20 protein-coding genes are annotated in these 25,541 nt (G+C 69.2%); 14 read left to right on the plus strand and 6 right to left on the minus strand.

The window, feature by feature from the left end; translation table 11 throughout:
• Positions 1 to 48: 48 nt before the first annotated feature.
• Both ABT061_RS07255 and ABT061_RS07260 read right to left on the minus strand, forming a co-directional pair.
• Complete coding sequence (locus ABT061_RS07255) at positions 49 to 1,356, minus strand: glycosyltransferase family 87 protein (protein ID WP_350913680.1); 1,308 nt, start codon at positions 1,354 to 1,356, stop codon at positions 49 to 51.
• Entirely contained in the window at positions 1,356 to 4,031 is a 2,676-nt protein-coding gene (locus tag ABT061_RS07260) for a transglycosylase domain-containing protein (protein ID WP_350913682.1), read from the minus strand. Before ABT061_RS07260 ends, ABT061_RS07255 begins: the two co-directional genes overlap by 1 nt.
• Positions 4,032 to 4,635: 604 nt before the next feature.
• On the opposite strand from ABT061_RS07260, the gene ABT061_RS07265 reads away from it, so the two are divergent.
• Together ABT061_RS07265 and ABT061_RS07270 are read left to right on the plus strand one after the other, a co-directional pair.
• Positions 4,636 to 5,304 (plus strand): PadR family transcriptional regulator, encoded by a 669-nt coding sequence (locus ABT061_RS07265; protein ID WP_350913685.1) that lies wholly within the window; start codon positions 4,636 to 4,638, stop codon positions 5,302 to 5,304.
• Between the two features lie 30 nt (positions 5,305 to 5,334).
• The gene (locus ABT061_RS07270; RefSeq protein ID WP_350913687.1) at positions 5,335 to 6,414 is read left to right on the plus strand and encodes an inositol-3-phosphate synthase; all 1,080 of its coding nucleotides are present in this window, start codon (positions 5,335 to 5,337) and stop codon (positions 6,412 to 6,414) included.
• Positions 6,415 to 6,507: 93 nt separating this feature from the next.
• Here the strand turns inward: ABT061_RS07270 and idi are convergent, their stop codons facing one another.
• Positions 6,508 to 7,089: an isopentenyl-diphosphate Delta-isomerase gene (gene idi / locus ABT061_RS07275; protein WP_350913689.1), complete on the minus strand. Its 582-nt coding sequence runs from the start codon at positions 7,087 to 7,089 to the stop codon at positions 6,508 to 6,510.
• 136 nt (positions 7,090 to 7,225) lie between these two features.
• Between idi and ABT061_RS07280 the strand changes: the two genes are divergently transcribed.
• Positions 7,226 to 8,524, plus strand: coding sequence for an MFS transporter (locus tag ABT061_RS07280; RefSeq protein ID WP_350913691.1), 1,299 nt, complete (start codon positions 7,226 to 7,228; stop codon positions 8,522 to 8,524).
• Here ABT061_RS07280 and ABT061_RS07285 read toward each other — a convergent pair.
• Both ABT061_RS07285 and ABT061_RS07290 read right to left on the minus strand, forming a co-directional pair.
• Positions 8,478 to 9,749, minus strand: a complete 1,272-nt coding sequence (locus ABT061_RS07285) for an adenosylmethionine--8-amino-7-oxononanoate transaminase (RefSeq protein ID WP_502991387.1) — start codon at positions 9,747 to 9,749, stop codon at positions 8,478 to 8,480. The genes ABT061_RS07280 and ABT061_RS07285 overlap by 47 nt on opposite strands.
• Positions 9,733 to 11,142, minus strand: coding sequence for a CCA tRNA nucleotidyltransferase (locus tag ABT061_RS07290; RefSeq protein ID WP_350913694.1), 1,410 nt, complete (start codon positions 11,140 to 11,142; stop codon positions 9,733 to 9,735). The genes ABT061_RS07285 and ABT061_RS07290 overlap by 17 nt, the downstream gene beginning before the upstream one ends.
• A 160-nt stretch (positions 11,143 to 11,302) precedes the next feature.
• Between ABT061_RS07290 and ABT061_RS07295 the strand changes: the two genes are divergently transcribed.
• The 8 genes from ABT061_RS07295 to trxA all read left to right on the plus strand — a co-directional run bounded on the left by ABT061_RS07295 (position 11,303) and on the right by trxA (position 20,504).
• Positions 11,303 to 11,824 (plus strand): aminoacyl-tRNA deacylase, encoded by a 522-nt coding sequence (locus ABT061_RS07295; protein ID WP_350913696.1) that lies wholly within the window; start codon positions 11,303 to 11,305, stop codon positions 11,822 to 11,824.
• Positions 11,825 to 11,870: 46 nt separating this feature from the next.
• Positions 11,871 to 13,994: a DUF6049 family protein gene (locus tag ABT061_RS07300; protein ID WP_350913698.1), complete on the plus strand. Its 2,124-nt coding sequence runs from the start codon at positions 11,871 to 11,873 to the stop codon at positions 13,992 to 13,994.
• Positions 13,995 to 14,015: 21 nt separating this feature from the next.
• Positions 14,016 to 15,620, plus strand: a complete 1,605-nt coding sequence (gene murJ, locus ABT061_RS07305) for a murein biosynthesis integral membrane protein MurJ (protein ID WP_350913700.1) — start codon at positions 14,016 to 14,018, stop codon at positions 15,618 to 15,620.
• A gap of 195 nt (positions 15,621 to 15,815) precedes the next feature.
• Complete coding sequence (locus ABT061_RS07310; RefSeq protein WP_350913702.1) at positions 15,816 to 17,330, plus strand: protein kinase family protein; 1,515 nt, start codon at positions 15,816 to 15,818, stop codon at positions 17,328 to 17,330.
• Between the two features lie 114 nt (positions 17,331 to 17,444).
• Entirely contained in the window at positions 17,445 to 18,092 is a 648-nt protein-coding gene (gene sigM, locus ABT061_RS07315) for an RNA polymerase sigma factor SigM (protein ID WP_350913704.1), read from the plus strand.
• Positions 18,082 to 19,002: an anti-sigma factor family protein gene (locus ABT061_RS07320; RefSeq protein WP_350913706.1), complete on the plus strand. Its 921-nt coding sequence runs from the start codon at positions 18,082 to 18,084 to the stop codon at positions 19,000 to 19,002. The genes sigM and ABT061_RS07320 overlap by 11 nt, the downstream gene beginning before the upstream one ends.
• Before the next feature lie 178 nt (positions 19,003 to 19,180).
• A complete protein-coding gene (gene trxB, locus ABT061_RS07325) occupies positions 19,181 to 20,116 on the plus strand; it encodes a thioredoxin-disulfide reductase (protein ID WP_350914206.1) in 936 nt (311 codons plus the stop codon).
• A 64-nt stretch (positions 20,117 to 20,180) separates the two neighbouring features.
• The gene (trxA, locus tag ABT061_RS07330; protein WP_350913707.1) at positions 20,181 to 20,504 is read left to right on the plus strand and encodes a thioredoxin; all 324 of its coding nucleotides are present in this window, start codon (positions 20,181 to 20,183) and stop codon (positions 20,502 to 20,504) included.
• 197 nt (positions 20,505 to 20,701) lie between these two features.
• Here the strand turns inward: trxA and ABT061_RS07335 are convergent, their stop codons facing one another.
• On the minus strand, positions 20,702 to 21,322 hold the full coding sequence (locus ABT061_RS07335; protein ID WP_326646217.1) for a GNAT family N-acetyltransferase: 621 nt from the start codon (positions 21,320 to 21,322) through the stop codon (positions 20,702 to 20,704).
• 298 nt (positions 21,323 to 21,620) lie between these two features.
• On the opposite strand from ABT061_RS07335, the gene ABT061_RS07340 reads away from it, so the two are divergent.
• The 3 genes from ABT061_RS07340 (at position 21,621) to ABT061_RS07350 (ending at position 25,313) form a co-directional block, all read left to right on the plus strand.
• Positions 21,621 to 22,853, plus strand: coding sequence for an aminotransferase-like domain-containing protein (locus ABT061_RS07340; protein ID WP_350914208.1), 1,233 nt, complete (start codon positions 21,621 to 21,623; stop codon positions 22,851 to 22,853).
• Between the two features lie 188 nt (positions 22,854 to 23,041).
• Positions 23,042 to 23,995 carry a D-alanine--D-alanine ligase family protein gene (locus ABT061_RS07345; RefSeq protein ID WP_350913709.1) on the plus strand — a complete coding sequence of 318 codons (954 nt, stop codon included), beginning with the start codon at positions 23,042 to 23,044 and terminating at the stop codon, positions 23,993 to 23,995.
• A gap of 259 nt (positions 23,996 to 24,254) precedes the next feature.
• A complete protein-coding gene (locus ABT061_RS07350) occupies positions 24,255 to 25,313 on the plus strand; it encodes a threonine aldolase family protein (protein WP_350913711.1) in 1,059 nt (352 codons plus the stop codon).
• Positions 25,314 to 25,541 lie beyond the last annotated feature (228 nt).

Genomic DNA, 25,541 nt, shown 5'->3' on the forward strand with positions numbered 1-25,541 from the left:
GTCGCGGATCATCCCGACCGGCCGCCAGACTCACGCCGTTCCCCGGTGCTAGGAGAGCGCGAGCCGGAAACGGTCGGGTGCGCCGTCGAAGACACCGCCCGCCTGGTCGTCGGTCCCGTCCTGGCGGATCACGTCCTTGTCGGGGACGAGGATGTCCCTCACCACGAACGCCATCATGATCAGAATGGTGATCGCGCGGGCCCACACCGCGGTGAAGTAGGTGTCGCCGGCGATGCCCAACGCCTCGTTGCCCGGCTGGATACCGACCAGATAGAGCCAGATCGCGAAGAAGTACCAGCACTCGGCGAGCTGCCAGAGCGCGATCGGCTTCCAGTTCGGCCTGGCCAGCACCGCGAAGGGGATCAGCCAGAGCACGTACTGCGGCGACCACACCTTGTTGGTCAGCATGAACGCGGCCAGGGTGAGGAAGCAGAGCTGCATCAGCCGCGGGCGGGTCCTGGCCGTCACGGTGAGCACGGCGATCGCCAGGCAGAACGTGGCGAGGGAGACGATGCCCAGCTTGTCGACGAGTTCGGCGTCACCGAGGATCGGCCACTGCTTCTGGTTGAAGAAGTACCAGAGCGAACCCCAGTCGGCCCCCCGCTCCTGGCTGAAGACGTAGAACCGCTTCCAGCCGTCGAAGGCGAACACCATGATCGGCACATTGACGACCAGCCAGGCTCCCACGACGCCGCCGAGCGTCTTGAGGAACGGCACCCACCTGCCGGTGCGCAGCGTCAGCAGGAACAGCGGGCCGAGGAACATCAGCGGATAGAACTTGGTGGCGATCGCCAGGCCGAGCAGGATGCCGGCGAGCCACTGCTTCCGCTTCGACCAGGCCAGCAGCGCGCCCAGCGCGAGGGCGTTGGCCGCCAGGTCCCAGTTGATGTACGCGGTGAGGATCAGCCCGGGGGCCAGGGCGTACCAGAGCGCGTCCCAGCGCCTGGCCGGACCGGCCAGCGCGGCCATCAGCAACACGCCGACGACCAGGCAGATCGCCATGAGGATGACCGTGAGGTCGTAGAACGCCGTCCCCTGATCGGTCATGGGGGCGACGATCCGACGGAAGAACTCCATGATCCCGCCGATGCCGACGGGGTACTCGACCGGGTAGTCGAAATAAGGGATCTTGCCCTCGTTGAGCTTCTCGTTCCACCACAGGGGATAGATGTCGGTGTAACAGAAGTTCGTGAACTGCAGGGTCCCGTCGTTCCACGCCCCGCCGACACGGCACGGCCACTTCCAGAACCAGGCCAGGATGGCCCCCAGCCCCGCGAACAGGGCCAGGGGCACGTACGGGATGGCCCGGGTGCCGAACTCCGACAGCGGGCGCCGCGACGTCAGGAGATCCTTCATCAGGGGCGTCGTCCGCTCGCGGCGGGTGTCGGCATGATCGCCGCGCCGGGCGCCCCGGGGGCCCCGACCGCGCCGGGGGCGCCGTTCTGGGTGATCTCGCCGTTCGGCGGACCGTCGCCCGAGCCGTCGTCGCCGACGTCGCAGGAGCCGTCCCAGGGCAGGCACTCGCGGCCGTCGGGGTTGTCCGGCTCGCCGCCGCCGCCGTCGCTGGGCCAGTCACCGCCACCGTCGCCGCTGTCGGGGAACGGATTGTCGTCCATGGTCGGCGTCGCGGTGGGCGTCGGCTTGGGCGTGGCCAGGTTGCTCTGCGAGCCGGTGTTGGCCCTCGGCGGGAACTGCACGACCTCGTCCTTGGCGGTCACCTTGGCCATGTAGTCGTGCCAGATCTGGGTCGGGGTGCCACCACCGCCGATGAAGGAGGGCATGGGCTCCTCCTTCCAGAGGATCTTCGAATCATCGATCTTGCGGCTCGGCAGGCCGTACTTGTCGACCTTGAGCTTGCGCGTCCCCGCCCTGTTGTAGGGCACGTCCTTGGACATGCCCACCGCGGTGACGATCTGCGGGGTGAAACCGACGAACCAGGCGTCCTTGTAGCCGTTGTTCGTGCCGGTCTTGCCGGCCACCGGCCGCGAGCCGATGTTCGCGGTGGCGCCGGTGCCGCCCTTGACCACGGCCTGGAGCGCGACCGTCGCGTCGGCCGCGGACTCGGGACTGATGACCTGCCGCACGGTGGCCTGCTCCGCGAGCACCGGGGAGCCGTCGAGCTTGGTCACCTTGGTGATCACGTGCCAGTCGGCGTGCTTGCCCTCGTTGGCGAAGATCGAGTAGCCGGCGGCCTGCTCGACCGCGGTGACCGAGGCGCTGCCGATGGTGACCTGGAACTTCTGCTCGTCGACCGCGTAGTCGACCGCGTTCTTGCCGCCGTAGGAGGGGTTGTACTTGGCGGTCTCGCCGACCCCCGCCTCCTTGGCGATCCTCGCCACCTCGGGAAGCGTGACGACCTCACCCATCTGCACGAAGACCGTGTTGACCGAGCTGGCCATGGCCTTGATCATGTCGATCGCCCCGAACGCCTGGTTCCCGGAGTTGCTGATCGGGGTGGTGCCCGGCATCTTGATCGTGGCCATGCCGTCGACGTAGCTGTCGAGCGACCTGCCGCTCTCCAGCCAGGCCGCGAGCACGTAGGGCTTGAACGCCGAGGCCGCCTGCTTGGTGGAGTCGAAGGCGCGGTTGTTGAAGTCCTTGACGAAGTCGTCGCCGCTGTAGAAGGCGAGCACCCGGCCGTTCTTCGGATCCACCGAGGCGACGCTGGCGTGGATGGTCGACTCCAGACTGGAGGTGCGACCCTTCACCGCCTCCTGCGCGGCCTTCATCATGTCCTTGTCGAAGGTGGTGTAGACCTTGTAACCCTTGGTCTTCAAATCCTCCTCGGTGATGCCCCGCTGCTTGAGCTCCCGAAGGACGATGTTGAGCATGTAGCCCTTGAGACCCTTGTTGATCTCCGCGATCTTGACCTCGGCGAACTTCAGGTCGTCGAAGGAGCTTCCGGCGTACTTGCCGTACGCGGCGGGGTCGATCTCCGCCATGTTCCTGAGCGCGGCACCGAAGCGCTCCTTGGTCGCGGCGTAGTTGCCGGCCTTCTCCTGGATGTCGAAGGCGTCGGGGTTCTGGATCCGGCCGGCCAGGTAGGCGCCCTCCTGCGGGGTCAGCTGGCCGACGTCGTTCTTGTTGAAGAACGCCTTCGAGGCGGCCTGGATGCCGTACGCGCCGCGGCCGAAATAGATGATGTTGAGGTAGCGCTCAAGGATCTCGTCCTTCTCCAGCGTCTTGCTGATCTTGACGGCGACGAAGATTTCCTTGATCTTGCGCTGTACCGAGACCTCCTGGCTGAGGCCGTCGTAGTAGTTACGGGCCATCTGCTGGGTGATGGTCGAGGCGCCCTGGAGCTGGGCACCGCTGACCGTGCTCCACACCGAGCGGGCCATGCCGGTGAAGTCGATGCCGCTGTCGGTGCGGAAGCTCTTGTTCTCCAGGGCGATCACCGCGTCCTGGACATGCTTGGGAATCTGGCTGATCTTGACCGGGGTGCGCTTGACACCGAGGCGCGCGATCGGGGTCTTCTTGTCGCGGTAGTAGACCACGCTGCCCTGGTCGTCCACGCTGGCCTGCGCGGTCTCGGGGATCGGTGTGTTGGCGTAGGCCACCGCGATCATGCCGAAGACGCCGGCGCTGAGGACCACGAAGCTGGCCATCACGATCTTCCAGTTGGGCAGGAAGCGCGTCCACCGCCTGGCCTTGGGCTCGCCGTCGCCGTCGCCGGGACCGTACCCCCCGGGGCCCCCCGGGCCGCCCGGACCCTCTGGACCCCCCTGGCCTCCGGGACCGCCCGCGCCACGCCCGGCGCGGCGTCTGCGCGTGCCGCCCTCACCGGACCTCGAACCGGCTCCCGCCTGGGCGGCGAGCATCGCCTGGGTGTCCTCGAACGCGGCCTCGGCCCGGCGGCCTGTCGGGTCGGTGTCACGGCGACGGAGCTCACCGCCCCGCCGCTCGGGCTCGCGGGGGGGCATCCCGCCCGGGGCGCCCGCGTCCCGCCGGGGCTGGGCACCCGGGTGCTGGGGCGCGCCGCCGGCGTAGGGCATCCCACCGGGCATCCCGCCGGGCTGGGGCATCATCATGGTCCGGTTGTCGGCCCCCGCGCCCTGTGGCGGCCGACCTTGCTGCTGTTCCCAGCTCGCGCCGCCGGTTTGAGAGTTTTGTGAAGGGGGAACTGCACGGGGAGCGGCTCCTGGGCCTGAGCGACGGCGCCGCCCCTGACGAGCCGACCCATCGGCGCCCTCCTGGCGCCCGTTCGGCTCCGGGTCATTGCTGTGGCTGTAACTCACGCGTCCTCGTTCGGTCATCGGGGTCTACGACGGCGTGCTGGCGGGCGAGACTACCTCCTGATCACCGGAGATCTCGCCGCCTTGGCTCACTGGTAGCCGGCCCATTCGGGTGGATCTCCGTTCCCGAGGACGAACGAGATCGTCAGCTGGTTTCGACAACAACCTTGGCAGACCTCTCCCACGTTGACGCGGGATTCCCCGTATTGGAAAGCGGTCCACGCCGCGCGGGGGCTGTGCCCCATTGCCGCCTGTTGTGACCACATAGGCGCCAGACTACGGCTTTTTGTTGTTTGCTCCCAACCTCTTGGGAAAGTCGCTGATTGCAGGGTTATGTTGAATGGACGTATCCTGCGGATGTATCGGCTCGATACATCGACACGAGAGGTGGTGGTTTCCGGTGGCTGGCGGACGTGGCGGGGTGCTGGAGCTGGCCGTGCTCGGGTCGTTGCACGAGACCCCGCTCCACGGCTACGAGCTGCGCAAACGGCTCAACGCTCTGCTCGGCATGTTCCGGGCCTTCTCCTACGGCTCGCTCTATCCGTGCCTCCGCCAGTTGCTCACCGACGGACTGATCATCGAAGACGGCGATGCCGCCGCGGCCAACGCCGACAGCCCCATCGCGCTCCCCGGCCGCCGTTCGAAGATCGTCTACCGGCTGACCGCGGAGGGCAAAGAGCGCCTGCACGAGCTGCTCACCCAGGCCGGCCCTTCGGCCTGGGAGGACGAGAGCTTCGGCGTGCACTTCGCCTTCTTCAGACACACCGAGGCGGAGGTGCGCCTGCGCATCCTCGAAGGCCGGCGCAGCCGGCTCGAGGAACGCCTGGACGGCGTGCGCACGGCACTGGCCCGCACCCGTGAGCGGCTGGACAGCTACACCCTTGAGCTCCAGCGTCACGGTCTGGAGTCGGTCGAACGCGAAGTGCGCTGGTTGAATGAGCTGATCGCCACCGAACGGCGAGCATCGCCGCCGGACGAGGAGCAGCGATCCGCGCGGGAGGAAACGACCCGGGCGCCCGAGCCCGGAGCGGGCACGACGGGGCGGCCTGCCACCCCGGAAGACAACTGACCACCAAAGAACAAAAGGGGAGCGAGTGCCATGGGTTCGGTGCGCGTAGCCATTGTCGGTGTAGGCAACTGCGCCACGTCGCTCGTACAGGGCGTGCACTACTACCGGGACGCCGACCCCGGTGCCCGGGTGCCGGGCCTGATGCACGTCAAGTTCGGCGACTACCACGTCGGCGACGTCGAGTTCGTCGCGGCGTTCGACGTCGATGCCAAGAAGGTCGGCCGCGACCTGTCCGAGGCGATCGTGGCCTCGGAGAACAACACGATCAAGATCTGCGACGTACCGCCGCTGGGCGTCACGGTGCAGCGCGGCCACACCTTCGACGGTCTGGGCGAGTACTACCGGGAGATGGTCGAGGAGTCGGACGAGACTCCGGTCGACGTCGTTCAGGTCCTCAAGGACAGCAAGGTCGACGTGCTCGTCTCCTACCTGCCGGTGGGCTCGGAGGAGGCCGACCGCTTCTACGCCCAGTGCGCCCTCGACGCGAAGGTCGCGTTCGTCAACGCGCTGCCGGTGTTCATCGCCTCCGACCCCGCCTGGGCCCAGAAGTTCGTCGACGCCGGCGTCCCGATCGTCGGTGACGACATCAAGTCACAGGTCGGGGCGACGATCACGCACCGCGTGATGGCCAAGCTGTTCGAGGACCGCGGCGTCGAACTGCTCCGCACGTACCAGCTGAACTTCGGCGGCAACATGGACTTCATGAACATGCTGGAGCGCAAGCGCCTGCAGTCCAAGAAGATCTCCAAGACCCAGTCGGTCACCTCGCAGATCCCGCACGAGATGCGGAAGGCCGACGTGCACATCGGTCCTTCCGACCACGTGCCGTGGCTCGACGACCGCAAGTGGGCGTACGTGCGCCTGGAGGGCAGGTCCTTCGGCGACACACCCCTTAACCTGGAGTACAAGCTGGAGGTCTGGGACTCCCCCAACTCCGCCGGCATCATCATCGACGCGGTCCGCGCCGCCAAGATCGCCCTTGACCGGGGCGTCTCGGGGCCGATCCTGTCGGCCTCCTCGTACTTCATGAAGTCCCCGCCGGAGCAGTACTCCGACGACGAGGCGCGCGAGTACGTGGAGAAGTTCATCCGCGGCGAGGTCGAGCGCTGACCGATCGGCGCCCGCCCACGGCGAGAGCCCCCCGACCCGGGTGAACGGGTCGGGGGGCTCTCGCCGTATGAGGATCGCCGGTGGGCTCCCCCGTCAGCGGGCGGCGGGTGGGAGGTCGGCGGGGTCGGCGGCCCGCCAGGCGAGCGGGTCCGCGCCAAGCTCGATCAGCTGGGGGACCTGCTCGCGGCACCACGGGGAGATCGCCAGGCGGTCGCCGAGCACCCCGTCGGTGAACTCCTTCCACGGCATCCAGCGCACGTCCTCGACCTCGTCGGGGTTGGGCACAGCATCGGAGGCGGCGATCACCCGGTAGACCGGGCACAACTCCCGCTCCACGATGCCGCTGTCCATGACCGCGCGATAGGAGAAGCGCGGCAGAAGCAGGTCGACCCGGCCGGCCGCGAGGCCCAGCTCGTGGGAGAGCCTGCGGGTCACCGCCGCGGCGAGCGGCTCGCCCGGCAGGGGGTGGCCGCAACAGCTGTTGGTCCACACCCCCGGCCAAGTGATCTTGTGCAGTGCGCGTCGGGACAGCAGAACCTGCCCCTGCTCGTCGAACACGTAACTGGAGAAGGCCAGGTGGAGAGGAGTGTCGGGACCGTGCACCGTGGCCTTGGCCGCCGTGCCGATCGCGTTCCCCGCACTGTCGACGAGCACAACGTGTTCATCAGGTGTCACTCGACCGAGGGTACGTGATCATGTTGGTTTACCGCGCCCCACTTGACGATACGTAGGTAAAGGTCGGTAATGCTCACCCGTACATTCAGGGATGTTCCCGATGCCCATCGGGGTCGGTCCCCCATAGGCTGAGCGCGTGTCATTCATATCCGACCTACGTGTGGTCCTGGAAGGTCGGGACTTCCGGAGGCTGTACGGGACCCGCCTCGTCTCGCAGTTCTCCGACGGGATCTTCCAGTTCGCCGTGGCAGGATTCGCGTTCTTCAGCCCGGAGAAGAGCACGAGCGCGGTGGAGATCGCCGCCGGCCTGGCCGTGCTGCTGCTGCCGTACTCGATCCTGGGCCCCTTCGCCGGGGTGTTCATCGACCGCTGGTCACGACGGCAGATCCTGGTCATCGCGCCGCTGGTCCGCGGGACACTGCTGCTCGCGGCCGCGGGGCTGGTCGCCGCGGACGCCCCTGACGCGATCTTCTACACCGCCGCGCTCGGCGTGCTCGGGGTGAACCGGTTCTTCCTGGCCGCGCTGGGAGCCTCGCTCCCGCACGTCGTGCCGGCCGACCGGCTGATGGTCGCCAACGCGGTCACCCCGACCTCGGGAACCGTGCTCACCTTCGTGGGCGTGGGCGCCGGCTACCTGCTCCGAGCGATCTTCGGCTCCGACCACCGGGGGACGGCGGTACTGCTGGTCGTCTCCGGCCTCATCTTCGGGCTCAGCGCGCTCATCGCCAGGACCATGGACCGGCGGCTGCTCGGCCCCGCCTACGATCCCAACCGCCCGCAGGCCCGCGAGGCGGTGCGCCACGTGCTGAGCGGCCTGATCGACGGCGCACGGCACCTGGTACGCCACCGGGCCGCCGCCGCGGCGATGGGCGCGATGACCACCCACCGGTTCGTCTACGGCATGTGCACGGCGATGCTCGTGATGCTGTCGCGCTACTACTTCGCCGAGAACGCCGAGGACGCGCTGAACGCGGTCTCCGTCGTGGTCGCCACCTCCGGGCTCGGCTACTTCCTGGCCATCCTGATCACTCCCTGGGCCACCGAGCGCTTCGGCATCGAGCGGTGGGTTCCGGCCATGCTGGTCACCGCCGGGGTGCTGACGTTCGCACTCTGCGCGCCGTTCCAGCAGTGGGGGTTCGCAGCCGCGGGCCTCGTGCTCGGCATCGCCGGGCAGAGCATCAAGATCTGCGCGGACACCGCGGTCCAGCGGGACGTCGAGGACGCCTATCTGGGCCGGGCCTTCTCCATCTACGACATGCTCTTCAACGGCAGCTATGTGCTGGCCGCCGCCCTTGCCGCGGCGCTGCTCCCGGCGGACGGCAAATCGACGCTCGTGCTGGTGGTCATCGCCGCCGGATATCTCGCGGGCGCGGTGGCATACCGGGCCGTCACGCCTGCCCGAGTGACCGAGCCGCTGCCGTCATCGCCGTCGTGACCGTCTCCAGGTCGTCGTCGCCGATCGAGTAGGGCGGCATCGTATAGAGCAGGCGGCCGAACGGGCGGAGCCAGACGCCGTGCCGCATGACGACGTCCTGGACGGCGGGGACGTCGACGGGCTCGCGGGTCTCGATCACCCCGATCGCACCGAGGACCCGCACCTGGCGCACGCCCGGCGCCTCCGCGGCCCCCGCCAGGCCCGCGCGGAGACCGGCCTCGATCCGGCTGACCTCCTCGCGCCACGGGCGTTCCTCCAGGAGATCCAGCGAGGCGTTCGCGACCGCCGCGGCCAGCGGGTTGCCCATGAAGGTCGGCCCGTGCATCAGCACTCCGACACCCCGGGCCACCCGCTCGGTGCACAACGTCGCGGCCAGCGACAGGTAACCACCGGTCAACGCCTTGCCCAGGCACATGATGTCGGGCCTGATCCCGGCGTGGTCGCAGCCGAACAGCTCTCCGGTCCTGCCGAATCCGGTGGCGATCTCGTCGGCGATCAGCAGGACGCCGTGCTCGTCGGCCAGCTCGCGGAGCAGGCGCAGGTAGGCCGGGTGGTAGAAGTGCATGCCGCCCGCCCCCTGGACCACCGGCTCCACGATGATCGCGGCCAGTTCATGGGCGTGCCTGGCGAGAAGGTCCGCCAGCCGGGCCGCGTAGGCCTCGTCGTACTCGCGCGGCGGCCGGTCGGCGAACACGTGTTCGGGCAGCACACCGGAGAACAGGTGGTGCATGCCGTTGACCGGGTCGCAGACCGACATCGCCCCGAAGGTGTCGCCGTGGTAGCCGCCCCTGACCGTGAGCAGCCTGCTCCTGCCGGTGAGCTGGAACGCCATTTTGATCGCCACCTCGACGGCGACCGACCCCGAGTCGGCGAGGAACACCTTCGGCAGACCGGTCATGGCGGCGAGCCTGCGGGCCAGCCGCACGGCGGGCTCGTGGGTGAGCCCGCCGAACATGACGTGCGCCATGTCCTCCAGTTGGTCCCGCAGCGCCCGGTTGAGCTCGGGGTGGTTGTAGCCGTGGATGGCCGCCCACCACGACGACATGCCGTCGACGAGCTCGCGCCCGTCGGCGAGCGTCAGCCGCACCCCCTCCGCGCGGGAGACCACGTGCGGCGCCACCGGCTGGGGCACGGCCGCGTAGGGGTGCCACACGTGCTCCCGGTCGAGTGCGGCGACATGGCCGGAGACCTCGGGGCCCGCGATCCGGTCAGGAGTGCCGCTCAGGGGTCACCTCGCTCGCCCGTGCCCACTCGCGGAGGGCGTCCGCGGCGGCCTCCTTGCCGAGAACCCCCTGGTCCAGGCGCATGTCCAGGAGGAATTTGTAGGCGCGGCCCACGACCGGGCCCGGCGGGACGCCGAGGATCTCCTGGATCTCGTTGCCGTCGAGCTCGGGGCGGATCTTGCCGAGTTCCTCCTCCTCGGCCAGCCTGGTGATCCGCTCCTCCAGCTGGTCGTAGGTCCGCGACAGGACCTGGGCCTTGCGCCGGTTGCGGGTGGTGCAGTCGGCGCGGGTCAGCTTGTGCAGGCGCTCAAGCAGGTGCCCGGCGTCACGGACGTAACGGCGCACCGCCGAGTCGGTCCACTCGCCCGTGCCGTACCCGTGAAAGCGCAGATGCAGCTCCACCAGGCGGGAGACGTCGGCCACCACGTCCTTGGGGAACTTCAGCTCTGTCATCCGCTTCCTGGCGAGCTGTGCGCCGACCACCTCGTGGTGGTGGAAGGAGACCCGGCCGCCGGGCTCGTGGCGGCGGGTCTTCGGCTTGCCCACGTCGTGCAGGATCGCGGCCCAGCGCAGGATCCGGTCGGGACCGTTCTCCTCCAGGTCGATCGCCTGTTCGAGCACGATCAGCGAGTGCTCGTAGACGTCCTTGTGCCGGTGGTGCTCGTCGATCTCCAGGCGGAGCCTGGGCACCTCGGGCAGCACGTGGCCGGCGAGCCCCGACTCAACGAGGATCTTCAGCCCCTCGCGGGGGTGATCGCCGCCGATGAGCTTGTCCAGCTCGTCGCGGATGCGCTCGGCGGAGACGATGTCGATCCGGTCGGCCATCGCGTCCATCGCGGCGAGTGCCGCCTGATCGACGGCGAAACCGAGCTGGCTGGCGAACCTGGCCGCGCGCAGCATCCGCAGCGGGTCGTCGCCGAAGGAGCGCTCGGGGGGGCCGGGGGTGCGCAGCAGCCTGGCGTGCAGGTCGTCGAGGCCGCCGTACGGGTCGACGAACTCGCGGGACGGCAGGCGCAGCGCCATCGCGTTGATCGCGAAGTCACGCCGGGCCAGGTCGCCCTCCAGCGTCTCGCCGTAGGCGATCTCGGGCTTGCGCGACTTGGGATCGTACGACTCGCTGCGGTAGGTGGTGATCTCCAGCAGCCACCCGTCCTTGCGGACGCCGACGGTGCCGAAGTCGATGCCGATCGTCCAGACGGAGTCGGCCCAGTCGCGGACGAGCTCCAGGACCGTCTCGGGCCTCGCGTCCGTGGTCAGGTCGAGATCGTTGCCGATCCTGCCCAGGAAGACATCGCGTACGGAGCCGCCGACAAGGGCTATCTGGTAACCCTTGGCGGCGAACAGCTCGCCAAGCTCGTCCGCCACAGGAGCGATCTTCCGGAACAGCTCGCTCATGCCGTGGCGCTGGCTCTGGGTCAGATTTGAAAGGGACAAGCCGGGTAGGTCCTTCGGTTACGGAACATGTTCCCCTGCGGGGATACACCTGAAGCGATCACCAGGTTACGGTCAGTCAGGAGAACCTCGGGGGCCGTGCGTCGAGGCAAGGAGCACACACATGAAGGATGCGCTCGCGATCCACCGCTGGCTCCTCGCACACCAGGTCCATCATGAGATCGTACGCCTTCCGCGCGCGATGACATGCTCGGACGAACTGCCCGAGGTGCTTTCCGCGAGCCCCGCCATCTGCCTGGCGGTCACGGTCTACGAGGTCACGACGCGAATCGCCCGCGAGCCCGTGGCGATCGTCACCTCCGTCGGCTCCCCTCCGCGTCCCGGCCTGATCGGCGGCATCCTGGGGGCGCGGCGGGTCCGGCCGGCCTCGGCCTTCACCGTCAACTCCGCCACCGACTACGCCTCGGGTCTGGTCTGCCCGCTGCTGCTGCCCGCCACGCTGACCGTGCTGGTGGACGAGCGACTCACCGACATCGCCACGTCCGTCTACGTGCCCACCGGGGAGCGTCACACGGCACTCCTGATCCGTGCGGACCACCTGCTCACACTGGTTTCTGGCAGGGTCGTCGATCTGACTCGCCAGGGTTCCCGGAGGGAGGCGGCGACCTTTCCCCTCGCCGGTTAGGCCATACCATTACGGGCGTGCGCCGTACTCGACCCCTGGCCGGCACGTGATCCGCAAGGTCATGCTGCTCGCCCTGCTCGCCACCACGCTGCTCCTACCCGCGGCCGTGGTCGTTTCCGGTACGGCGAACGCGCAGACGGCCGCGGCGAGCCGGCTGAGTCTCCAGATCGTGATGGAGGCCATCGGCCCCGACGTCCCCCGTGAACCGGCCACCGAGATCAAGGTCTCCGGATCACTGATCAACTCGGGCACCGAGACCTTGAACGGGCTGCGCATCCAGATGCGCTACTCGCCCCAGCCGTTCGCCCAGCGCGGCGACATCGAGGCGTACCAGTCGGGGCAGAGCCTCCAGCCGAGCGCCTGGCGCGACCAGCGCTACGTCCAGACCTCGATCGCGCCCTCGGGGAAGACGCCGTGGGAGTTCACCTTCACCCCGCAACTGCTGGGCATCTCCCGCTTCGGCGTCTATCCGATCATGATCGAGGTGCTCGACACCTTCAACCAGCAGGTCGCCACCCTGCGGACCCTGGTGACCTACATGCCCAGGGAGACCAGGGTGGCCCGCACCCGGCTCGCCATGGTGCTGCCCATCGTCGACCAGCCGCGCCGGAGCGGTGACGGCGTCTTCGCGGACGAGGGACTGCCCGCGGCCATGGCCCCCGGCAAGCGCCTCGGCGACCTGCTCAAGATCGCCCAGGACACCTCCTCGGCCAAGGGCCTCACCTGGGTGGTCGACCCCGCCCTGCTCGACGACGCACGGGCCATGGGCAGGCCGCACGCGGTCAGGTCCAAGAACCGCACCCAGCAGCGTCCCGCGACACCCGCGGCCGCCCAGTGGCTGAGCGACTTCCGCGAGGCCGTCGCGGACCACCCGGTGATGGCCACCCCCTACGGCGACCCCGACGTGGCGGCCCTCGCCCACAACGGCGTCGACAACGCCACCGCGACCGGTATCAACGCGGCTAGGATCATCGGCAAGGAGACCCTCGGCCGCGATGTGATCACCAACGTGAACTGGCCGTTGGGCGGTCTGATCGACTACGACGGGCTGGACCTGCTGGCCACCGGCGGCGTCGACACCGTGCTGCTGAACGTGCTCAACCTGCCGCCGGTGACGCCCCCGGTCACCACCCCCGACGCCTCGGCGACCCTGGAGAGCGTGAACGGCCCGGTCACCGCCCTGGTCGCCGACGCGAAGCTGAGCGAGACCGTCGGCGCGGACACCTCCGCCCCCGGCTCGGCGCTGATGAACCGCCAGCGGTTCATCGCGGAGACGGCGATGATCAGCGCGGAGCCCGTCAGCACGGCCAGGACCGTGATCGCCGTTCCGCACCGCCGCTGGGCCCCCGACCCCAGGTACGTGACCAACCTGATCGAGACCGCCGCCGGCCTGCCCTGGCTGCTGCCCGTCGGGCTCGACGCGGTCAAGCGCGGCAAGGGTGCCCCGACACCGCGGGCCGACCTGACCTACACCGACCAGAACCGGCGGGCGGAGCTCCCCAAGCAGTACCTGACGGACGTCAAGAAGGTCGGCGCCCGCGCCGATCTGACCGCCGCGATCACCACCGCCCAGGATCTCGACGTCTTCGACCTGGCGCTGCTCCGCCTGACCTCTTCGGCCTGGCGCGGCAGGACCGCCGCCGCGGCGCCGTACGTCCAGCAGGTCGCGGAGGCGATCGACAGCCGGATCGCCATGGTCTCCATCACCGGCAGCGAGCAGTCGCGCCTGCGCACCCTGGCCGGCAGCAACGGCGATGTGCCGATCAGCGTGCGCAACGAGCTGAGCGGTGAGGCCAGCCGGGTCGCGGTCCGCCTCAAGGTCACCTCCGACCAGCCCAGGCTGCTGAAGATCGAGCCGTACGTGGACCAGTTGATGATCCTCGGCGGCCAGAGCCAGACCATCCGGATCCCGATGACCTCGACCGCCAGCGGCCAGACCACGGTGACGGTACAGCTCACCACCGACGACGGCCGCAAGTACGGCAAGCCGGTCGAGCTGACCGTGCGGACCACCGGGTACACCGGGGTCGCTCTGGTGATCGTGGGGGCGGCCCTCGTGGTGATGCTGGCCGCCGTCGTCATGCGCGTGCTGCGCCGGCGGGGAGGCCGCCGCCCCGCGGCCACTCCTCCGCCGAAGCGCGATCGCGAGCCGGCCGGCACCGAGTCCTGACACCCAGCGGAGGAATGGCGCATGAGCAGGGTCCTGCGCGCGAGCGCGATCATGGCGGCGGGGACGATGGTCTCCCGCGTCACCGGCTTCGTCCGGACGGCGGTGCTCGCCGCGGCCATCGGGACCTTCGCTCTGGGCGACGCCTACAACGTGGCCTACACGATCCCGTTCACCCTGTTCGACCTGCTCATCGGCGGGATTCTGAGCAGCGTCGTGGTCCCGATGATCATCCGGCGGCAGCAGGCCGACCCCGACGGCGGCCGGGCCTACGAGCAGCGGCTGATGACGATCGGGTTCGTCACGCTGACGCTGCTGGCGGTGGTCGCGGTGCTGCTGGCCAGGCCGCTGATCAGCCTCTACAGCACCGGCTGGAGTCCTCGGCAGACCGAGGTGGCGGTGCGGCTGGCGCAGTTCATCCTCCCGCAGATCGCCTTCTTCGGGGTCGGCGCGATCGCCGGCGCGATTCTCAACACCCGGGACAGGTTCGCCGCGCCGATGTGGGCGCCGGTGCTGAACAACGTCGTGATGATCGGCGTCGCGGTCGTCTACTACGTGAAACTGGGCGGGGCGGGCACCGACGTCAACACGATCAGTGACGCCGACCTGGTGCTGCTCGGGCTCGGCACCACCGCCGGCATCGTGGCGCAGTGCGCGGTGCTGGTCGTCGCGCTGCACCGGGTCGGCTTCCGCTTCCGGCCCAGGTTCGACCTGCGCAACGCCGGGCTCGGTGAGATGGGCAGGACCGCGGTCTGGACCTTCGCCTACGTGGGGATCAGCCAGCTGGGCTTCCTGATCACCACCAAGCTGGCGACCGGCGCGGGCCAGCGGGCGCCCGGTGCGGGAAACGCCGCCTACGCCTTCGCCTACCAGCTCTTCCAGCTCCCGTACGGGATCATCGCGGTCTCGGTGATCACCGCGATGCTGCCCCGGATGAGCAGGGGCGTGGCCGGGGGAGATCTGGAGGCGGTCCGGGAGGAGTTCTCCTCGGGGGTGCGGCTGATCTCGGTGCTCCTCGTGCCCGCCGGGCTGCTGCTGATGGTGCTCGGCCCCGCGGTGACCGTACTGATCTTCTCCTGGGGCAACATGACCGTCGACTCGGCGGTCTACATCGGCAACGTGCTGCAGGTCTTCGGTCTGGCACTGGTGCCCTTCTCGATCTTCCAGCTCCTGCTGCGCGTCTTCTACTCCTTCGGCGACACCCGCACCCCGGTCTTCCTGGCCGTCGGCAACGTGACGGTCAACGCCACGCTCAGCCTGGTGGCCTACTTCGCCCTGCCGGCGAAGTACATCGTGATGGGCCTGGCCTTCGCGTTCACCATCGCCTACGTGGTGGGCAGCGCGGTCGCCTGGGTGCTGGCCTCGCGCCGGGTGGCGGGCCTGGGAGGGCGCAAGGTGGCCGCCGGGCTGTCCCGGATGTACCTGGCCTCGCTCCCGGCGGCGGCGCTCGCGCTCGGCGTGCTCTGGGTCACGCAGGAACTCACCGGGCTGGACGCGCTGAGCGCCGCCATCATGCTGGCGGCGGGCGGCGGACTCGGTATGGTTCTTTACTTGGCGATCGCCCACCGGATGCGCATCCCCGAAGTGAGCTCGATCGTTGGAATGGTGGCAGGACGGGTAGGCCGGTAACCCAAAGACTTGTCTCAAACGTCTGACAAGACGAACACGGGCGGAACCGGCGCGGGACTACCATGGTGCGACACGTGTGGTGACATGCGGCTAATGGAAGCAGGAGGGCGTGGGCGGATCCACCCGGCATCATGTGATGTGTCTTGATGTGCCGACCTGGCGTGGTGCTGTCGTGTTCTCAGTTTCGGAGTCCTCATGAGTTCTCCCACCGTCGAGCCCGGCACCAAGCTGGCCGAGCGCTTCCGGCTCGAAGACCGCGTCCACGAGTCCGGTGGTGCCACCCTGTGGAAGGCCATCGACGAGGTGCTCGCCCGACCCGTCGCCGTCCACACCTTCGACCCCGACTTCCCGCGCCTGAACGAGGTCGTCACGGCGGCCCGGGTGGCCAGCCGGCTGACCGACCCCCGTCTCACCCAGGTCTTCGACGCGACCGAGGACGACGGCCACTCCTACGTGGTCAGCGAGTGGGTGAGTGGTGAGACCTTCGGCGACATGATCGCGGGCGGCCCGCTCGACCCCGAGCGGGCCGCCGCGATGGTCGCCGAGGCCGCCGAGGCGCTGGCCCACGCGCACGAGGCGAACCTCTCCCACCTCTGCCTGACCCCCGAGCACCTGGTCTGGACGGCGGGCAGCACCGTCAAGCTGCTCGGCCTGGGCGTCGACGCCGTCCTGAACGACGTGACGAGCGACGACGGTGCCCGCGAGGACGCCGAGGGCCTCGGCCGCCTGCTGTACGCCGGGCTGACCGGCCACTGGCCGGGTGAGGAGCACGACAGCGGCGGCCTGCCCGTCGCGCCCATGGACGACGGGCACTTCTGCACGCCGCGCCAGGTCACCGCGGGTGTTCCCGGCTACCTCGACACCATCGTCTGCCGGGCGATGCTGCCGGAGACCAGGCGCGGGGCCGACCCGCTGACCACGCCCGCCGAGCTCGCCGAGGCGCTGGCCTCGGTGTCGCGGCCCAGCCCGCTGCCGATGCCGACGCCGATGCCGATGACGGTGCTCCCGGTGGCCTCCTCCCGCTCCGAGGGCATCGACACCGCGGCGCCCCAGCAGCACACGCCCCCACCCCAGCACCAGCCCCGTCCGATGCCCCGCCAGGCGGGTGGCGGGATGCTCAACAAGGTCGCCATGACCGTCGTCGTGCTGCTGGTGATGGCGGCCGTCGGCCTGGGCGCCTGGACGCTCGGCCGCAGCATCGGCAACGCCGGTACCCCGGTCACCGGCGAGCAGAGCGCCACTCCCACGCCGACCGTGGCCGTCGCCACCCGCGAGGTGAAGCCCTCCTCGGTCATCGGCTTCGACCCGCTGGGCGACCAGGAGGAGGGCAGCAGGTGGGCCTCGGCCGCGGTCGACGGCAAGGATTCCACCGACTGGCACTCCGAGACGTACGACTCCGCCGACTTCGGGCGGCTCAAGAACGGTGTCGGCCTGCTGCTGGACATGGGCGAGAGCATTCCGGTCAAGCAGGTCTCGATCGACTTCGGCGGCACCTCGGGCGGCGCCGCGGAGCTCAGGATCGGTGACTCGGCCGCCCTCGACGCCCTGACCTCGGTGGAGAAGTTCAGCGGGCTCTCCGGCAAGAAGACGTACACCGCGGAGAACCCGGGGAAGGGCCGCTACGTGCTCGTCTGGTTCACCAAACTGCCCACCTACCAGGGGAAGTTCCGCGGCCAGGTGCAGGAGATAAAGGTCCTCACGACCAAGTGACATCAGCGCGATTTGATCTGTTTTACGTGGCTTCTTACAGATCATCGGAGAATCCGTGGCACCATCTATCCCGTAGTGGTGTTCTCCCCGGACCGGTATAGCAGGACTCTCCTTGTGAATTCCCCACCCGAGACCCCGCCAGCGGCGGACCAGCAGACGGCGAAGGCCCCCGTGCCCGACGCCGAGCTGCTCACCCGGCACCTCGCCGGGGATCCGCACGCCTTCAGTGAGATAGTCAAGCGACATCGAGACCGCATGTGGGCGGTCGCCCTGCGCACGCTGGGCGACCCCGACGAGGCGGCCGACGCCGTTCAGGACGCCTTCGTCTCGGCCTATCGCAAGGCCGGGAGCTTCCGTGGCGAGGCCGCGGTGACCACCTGGCTCCACCGCATCGTGGTCAACGCCTGCCTCGACCGCATGCGCAGGAAATCGGTACGCCCGGTGGCCGACGACGAGCTCGTCGAGGCCGCGGAGCGTGACACCCCGATGCTCGACCAGACGGCCGAGCGCGAGGTCTCCATGGAGGTCTCCGCGGCTCTGAAGCTGCTGCCCTCCGACCAGCGCGCCGCGCTGGTGCTCGTGGACATGATGGGCTACTCGATCGAGGACGCGGCCCAGGTGCTGGAGGTGCCGAGCGGCACGGTGAAGAGCCGGTGCGCGCGCGGCCGGGCGAAACTCGCCCCGATTCTTTCCCATTTGCGGAACCGATCAGACCTGTCTCGCGTCTCATCCGCGAAGGGAGCACAACTTCGTGACGGGTGATACGCACTACGACCTGGAGATCTTGGCCGAACTGGCCGAGGGACTCCTCGACGCCGCCACGGCCGTGCAGGTACGCGAACATCTCGCGATCTGCGATCCCTGTGGCGAAAGTCTCGCCGACCTCGCAGCGGTCCGCGAGATGCTCGCGGCGACGCCCACACCGGCGATGCCGATGGGAGTCGCACTGAGAATCGACCGTGCGCTGGCCGCCGAGGCCGAGAGCTTCCGTGGAGGTGGAGTGGGGCTGGTGGAAGCACCGGCCTGGGACGACATAATGCGTGACGCGCCGTGGGAGACGGGATCTCCCGCCGAACCGGCGCCGTGGGAGAGAGCACCTCTTCCCGAGCAGGAGCCTGAGCCGGCCGTGCGGCTGGGGGTCGTCGGCGACGACGGCACCGTGACCCCGGTGAACCCCGCGGGCCCGGCCAGACGTCATGGCGCGCCCCGGCGGGCGACCCGGCGGCGCCGGTGGGCGATGCCCGCCGCGGCGGTGGGCGCGGCGGCGGCGGTGATCGGCGCGACCGTGCTGGCGACCGGGACGCTCACCGCGTCCGGTCCGGCCCCAGGGCCTGTCATCGCCCAGCCCGCGCCGAGTGACACGGTCCAGTACGCGCTGACCGACAGCAACTGGAACTACACCGACGCCGAGCTCCGCGGCTCGCTGCTCAACTACATCGGCCCCGCGACCATCGCCAGCACGACTGACAAGTCCGGGATCGACAAGTGTGTCCAGCAGGTCTCGGCGAAGATCGGCAAGTCGCCCTTCGCCGTGGACCAGGGGTTCTACAACGGGCAGGAGGCCAACATCCTGCTCTTCTGGCAGAACCAGGCCAAGAACACCGTGCGTGTCCACGTCGTGGGCCCGCAGTGCGACAACGTGCGCAAGCCCGGCCTCGCACGCTGGAAGTGATCGGGGAGAGCAGCCGCGGGTAGCGCCCTCGCCCTTTCCGGGAAGGCCCGGCACGGATTCGTCCGTGCCGGGCCTTCCCGTTCCTCCACCTGCGGATCCGTCGGTGCGCCGGGCGGGAATCAGCTGCGCCTAGGATCTGTTGACGCCGGTGGCATCAACAGAGGGAGAGGCACGAGCACTGATGGACGTCCGGAATGTGATCATCATCGGATCGGGTCCCGCCGGTTACACATCCGCTGTGTACTCCGCGCGTGCCGACCTCAACCCACTGCTCTTCGAGGGATCCGTCACCGCCGGTGGCGCCCTGATGAACACCACCGAGGTTGAGAACTTCCCGGGCTTTCCCGACGGCATCATGGGCCCCGACCTGATGGACGGGCTGCGCAAGCAGGCCGAGCGGTTCGGTGCCGAGCTGGTCGCCGACGACGTCGTGGAGGTCGACCTGACCGCCAGCCCCAAGGTCGTCAAGACCGCCACCGACACCTTCTACGCCAGGTCCGTCATCCTGGCCACCGGTTCCGGCTACCGCGAGCTGGGCGTGCCCAACGAGAAGCGCCTGTCCGGCCACGGCGTGTCCTGGTGCGCCACCTGTGACGGCTTCTTCTTCCGCGGCCAGGACATCGTGGTCGTGGGCGGCGGCGACACCGCCATGGAGGAGGCCACCTTCCTCACCCGGTTCGCCTCCTCGGTGACCGTCGTGCACCGCCGCGACGAGCTGCGCGCCAGCAAGATCATGCAGGACCGCGCGTTCGCGAACGAGAAGATCCGCTTCGTCTGGGACAGCGAGGTCGTCGACGTGCTGGGCGAGAACAAGGTGAGCGGGGTGCGCCTGCGCAACCTCAAGACCGGCGAGGAGTCCGAGCTGGCGGCCACCGGCCTGTTCATCGCGATCGGGCACGACCCCCGCACCGAGCTCGTCAAGGGCCAGGTGGAGCTCGACGACGAGGGCTACATCAAGGTCGACGCCCCCTCGACCCGCACCAACCTCGACGGTGTCTTCGCCGCCGGCGACGTCGTCGACCACACCTACCGGCAGGCGATCACCGCCGCGGGCACCGGCTGCGCCGCCTCGCTCGACTCCGAGCGCTGGCTGGCCGAGCACGCCGGCGAGTGACGCCGGCCCGCGAGACAGACATCAGGTATCAGCCACCCATCAGGCACAGAGGGAGAGCAGGACATTGGGGACCATCAAGCACGTGACCGACGCCAGCTTCGAGGCCGACGTCCTCAAGAGCGACAAGCCCGTGATCGTCGACTTCTGGGCCGAGTGGTGCGGCCCGTGCCGGCAGGTGGCGCCGATCCTGGAGGAGATCGCCGGCGAGCAGGCCGAGAAGCTCACCATCGTCAAGCTGAATGTCGATGAGAATCCGGCAACGGCCACAAATTACGGCGTACTCCAGATTCCCACCCTGAACGTCTATAAGAACGGAGAGGTTGTGAAGCAGATCATCGGTGCCAAGCCGAAGGCCATGCTGCTTCGCGAGCTCGAGGGCATCATCTAGGCCCCCTGCGGCCGGCCGCCCCCCACGGCGCCCGCCGTATCACCCGCTTCCGAGCGGCACACCCACCCACAGAAAGCCCCCCGCCTCACCGCGGGGGGCTTTCACATGCGCCGGGCGTACCGGGTCTCGGCTCCCAGATCGTGGGCATGAAGGGACGCACGGACTCCAAGATGGCGCCGTACGGGCTCCAGGGGGTCTCAGACGGGCCGCAGGGCCCTCTCCGGACTCATGCTCCCAAGGAGCCTCTCCAGTGCCACCTCGACGTCCTCACGCCACGAGACGGCGTTCTTGAGCTCCAGGCGGAGGCGGGGGAAGCGCAGGTGCGGCCGGACCGTCTTGAAACCCACGGAGAGCAGGTAGTCGGCGGGCATCAGGCACGCGCCCGGCTGCTCCCACTTCAGGTCGCCGAACGCCTCGATCGCCCGCACCCCGCGCCGGGTCAGGTCCTTGGCCACGCCCTGGACCAGCATCCGGCCCAGACCGCCCCCGGAGAACTCGGGGATGATGTGCGCGGTCATCAGCAGCACCGCGTCCGCGCTGACCGGCGAGGTCGGGAAGGCCACCGAGCGCGGCACGTAGTGCGGCGGCGCGTAGAGCACGAAACCGGCCGCCACCCCGTCCACGTAGACGATCTTGCCGCAGCTTCCCCACTCCAGCAGCGTGGAGGAGATCCAGGCCTCCTTCTCCAGCCCCGGATCACCGGCCTTCACCGCCCGATCCGCGTTGACGGGATCGAGCTCCCAGAAGACGCACCGGCGGCAGCGGCGCGGCAGGTCGTCGAGATTGTCGAGGGTGACGTTTGCCAGCCGACGCGACACCTGTTGGCCCCAATCCTGGCGAGACGAGTGCAAGCCATGGCGAAAAACGCGCGAAAACGGCGTCTCCAGCTGGCATCGTAGCTCAGTGCGGGTCTTGGTTTCAGGAGGTCCCATCCCCACACTCAGATGACCACGACCTCTGACGTAACCTGGTTTCTCTAATATGAGCGCTTTGTGCGCCACACAATTTAGGAGGTGGACCGTGCCCCAGGATAAAGATCACGGTCAGGCCATCGCTCCGACCCAGGGATCGCGCATCGACGCCTACGTCGACCGGTACGCGGCACGAGCAACCGGGATGGTCGCCTCCGAGATTCGAGCTCTTTTCTCCGTCGCGTCGAGGCCCGAGGTGGTCTCGCTCGCCGGCGGAATGCCGTACGTCACCGCCCTGCCCCTGGACGTGGTGGGGGAGCTGGTCGCCGACCTGGTCGCCAGGCGCGGTCCCGTCGCGCTCCAGTACGGCTCCGGTCAGGGCGACCCGCACCTGCGCGAGCAGATCTGCGACGTCATGCGGCCGGAGGGCATCGAGGCCAACGCCGACGACGTCGTCGTGACCGTCGGCTCCCAGCAGGCCCTCGACCTGATCACCCGGATCTTCATCGACCCGGGTGACGTCGTGCTCGCCGAGGGGCCTTCCTACGTCGGAGCTCTGGGCACGTTCTCCGCCTACCAGGCCAACGTCATCCACGTCGCGATGGACAGCGAGGGAATCGTCCCCGAGTCGCTGGCCCAGACCATCTACGCGCTGAGGAGCGCGGGCAATCGGATCAAGTTCCTCTACACGATCCCCACGTTCCAGAACCCCGCCGGGGTGACGCTCAACGCCGTGCGCAGGCAGCAGGTCCTGGAGATCTGCCAGCGGGCCGACGTGCTGATCGTCGAGGACAACCCGTACGGCATGCTCGGCTTCGACGGTGAGCCCATGCGGACGCTCCGCGCCGACAACGCCGAAGGCGTGGTCTATCTCGGCTCGTTCTCCAAGACCCTGGCCCCCGGCTTCCGGGTCGGCTGGGCGCTCGCCCCGCACGCCATCCGCGAGAAGCTGGTGCTGGCGATGGAGTCCGCGGTCCTTTCGCACTCCTCCTTCACCCAGCTGGCCGTCGGCCAGTATCTCGCCACCCAGCCCTGGCTCGAGCAGATCAAGTCGTTCAGAGAGCTCTACCGCGAGCGCCGCGACACCATGCTCGCCTCGCTGGAGGCCCTGATGCCCGCCGGCGTCACCTGGACCCGCCCCGCGGGCGGGTTCTTCGTCTGGGCCACCCTCCCCGAGGGGCTCGACTCCAAGGCCCTGCTGCCCCGCGCGGTCGCCGAACGGGTGGCCTTCGTACCGGGCACCGGTTTCTTCGCCGACGGCAGCGGCGCGCGGAACATGCGGCTCTCCTACTGCTATCCGGAGCCCGACCGCATCCGCGAGGGCGTCCGCCGCCTGGCCGGGGTGATCGAGCAGGAGCTCCGGGTCCGCGACACGTTCGGAACCGGCTCGTCTCCGGACCGCGTCGGGGTCGACACCCCGGGCCCCGATCTCGCGTAACCATGCCGCACGGTAGGTGTCCCGTGACGACGGGACACCTACCGGCATGATCTCCTCCCACCCGGTACCGTACGGTGACTTCCTGTGCCGGTGCGCGGCGATAGATCCGGTCCGCCGGGAAGGCCGGGCCATGCGCGACGAGAGCGACAGAACAGGCTCGGAGCGGGCCTTGACGAGAGGTATGTCGGATGAGTGACCTGGGCCATGTGCTCGTCCTGGCGGGCGGACTCTCCTACGAGCGGGAGGTCTCACTGCGTTCGGGGCGACGGGTGAGTGAGGTGCTGCGAGGGGCCGGCATCTCCGTGGAGACCCGCGACACCGACGCGTCGCTGGTTCCCTCCGTGCTCGCGGACCCGCCGGACGCGGTCTTCGTCACCCTTCACGGCGGGGCGGGCGAGGACGGCGCCATCCGTACGGTGCTCGAACTCCTCTCCGTCCCGTACGTCGGTGCCGGCCCCGACGCCTGCCGGGTCGCCTACGACAAGCCCACCGCCAAGACCGTCGTCCGCTCCTTCGGTCTGCGCACCCCCGAATCGGTGACGCTGCCCAAGGAGACCTTTCACGACCTCGGCGCCTCCGCGGTGCTGGCCCGCATCGTGGAGCGCCTCGGCCTGCCCCTGTTCGTCAAGCCGTCCCGCGGCGGCTCCGCGCTCGGTGCGTCGATAGTCCGCAGCGCGGAGGAACTTCCCGCCGCCATGGTCGGCTGCTTCGCCTACGGCGACACCGCGCTGATCGAACGCTGCGTCGACGGCGTCGAGGTCGCCGTCTCCGTGGTCGACCTCGGGAACGGGCCGGTGGCCCTGCCCCCCGTGGAGATCGTCCCCGACGAGGGCGTGTACGACTACGCGGCCCGCTACACCGCCGGGCACACCGAGTTCTTCGCCCCTGCCCGCCTCTCGCCCGAGGTCTCCGCGGCCTGCGCCGAGATGGCCGTGACCGCGCACACCGCCCTCGGCCTCCGGGACATCTCCCGCACCGACCTGATCGTCGACGCGGACGGCCTGCCGCACTTCCTCGAAGTCAACGTCGCCCCCGGCATGACCGAGACGTCACTCCTTCCCATGGCCGTGGAGGCCGCCGGCGACGACCTCGGCACCCTCTGCCGGATCCTCCTCGAACAGGCCGCCGCCCGCGGCGCCTGACCTCCGCTCGCTCCCCTGGGAATGGTCGAAGCGCGCGACAGGAGCCGGGCGGGGAGCCTGGAGCGCGGCCCTGGCGGGAACACCGGCGGTCCGATCATCAGCCGATCGCGGGCCGGTAAGGGCCCGACGTGGGTGAGGCCCGCCGAAAGGCGCGGCGGTTCGGTGGAGGGCCGCCGAGAGCCCCAAGGCCGGTGGGAAGCCGGCCGGAGCGGACCAGGGGGCGTACCCGGTGAGCGAACCGTCCCCCTACGCTGGCCGTGTGCTGACCTCCACCCCATTTCCCAAGAGCTTCGCCAGTGACAACCATGCGGGCGTGCACCCCGCGGTGCTCGCCGCCGTCCTCGAAGCGAACACCGGAGACGCCCCCGCTTACGGCGAGGACGTCTGGACCGCCGCGATGGAAGACGCCTTCGGCGCCGAGTTCGGCCCCCAGGCGACCGTCTACCCGATGTTCAACGGCACCGGAGCCAACGTCGTGGGACTGGGACTCGCGCTGCGGCCGTACGACGCGGTGCTCTGCCCGGTCACCGCCCACATCAACACCAACGAGTGCGGCGCGGCCGAACGCGTGCTCGGTGTCAAGCTGGTCACCATCCCCACCGATGACGGCAAAATCTCCGTGGACGACATCCGGGGCCGGCTGTCCGTGCTGGGGGACGCGCACCACTCCCAGCCCAGGGTCATCTCCATCTCCCAGGTGACCGAGTGTGGCACCTGCTACACCGCCGACGAGGTCGCCGAGCTCGCGGAGTTCGCGCACGCGCACGGCCTCTTCCTGCACATGGACGGCGCCCGGTTGGCCAACGCGGCGGCCGAACTCGGCTGCTCGCTCCGCTCCCTCACCACGGACGCGGGCGTGGACCTGCTCAGCTTCGGCGGCACCAAGAACGGCGCCATGGGCGCCGAGGCGCTCGTGGTCCTCCGCCCCGAACTGGACGCCCCGACGCCGTTCCTACGCAAGCAGGGAATGCAGCTCGCCTCCAAGATGCGCTTCGTCTCCGCCCAGCTGACCGCGCTCCTCACCGATGACCTCTGGCGCGAGAACGCCGCCCACGCGAACGCCATGGCCCACCGCCTGGCCGAGGGCGTCGCCGACCTCCCCGGCGTCTCCCTGCGTTACCCGGTGCAGTCCAACGCGGTCTTTCCCGCCCTCCCGGAGAAGGTCATCGCGGAGTTGCAGCAGCGCTATCTCTTCCATGTCTGGGACGCGGCCGAGAACGTGGTCCGCTGGGTGACCTCCTTTGACACCACCCCCGAACATGTCGACGCCTTCGTCGCCGACATCCGGCTCGCCGTCCAGGAGGCGGCCGGTTCCTGAGTGACGGCTGTTTCACGTGAAACAGCCGTCCGCGCGAGCCCGCCATCCCCGAATGTGAACCTCGGCGTTCCGGTACGGCACTCCTGTCCGTCCGCGTCGATCGGCACTCGATGTTTCACGTGAAACGGCGCCGTCTCCGTCGTGGCGACAGGGGGCCGCACCGGCCAATCTCGGCGCGCCGGTGTCAGGGGCGGAACACTTGGCAACCGTACGGCCCTGAGGCCTCGC

Source organism: Streptosporangium sp. NPDC002544 (genome assembly GCF_040295965.1).
Classification (GTDB): Bacteria; Actinomycetota; Actinomycetes; order Streptosporangiales; family Streptosporangiaceae; genus Streptosporangium.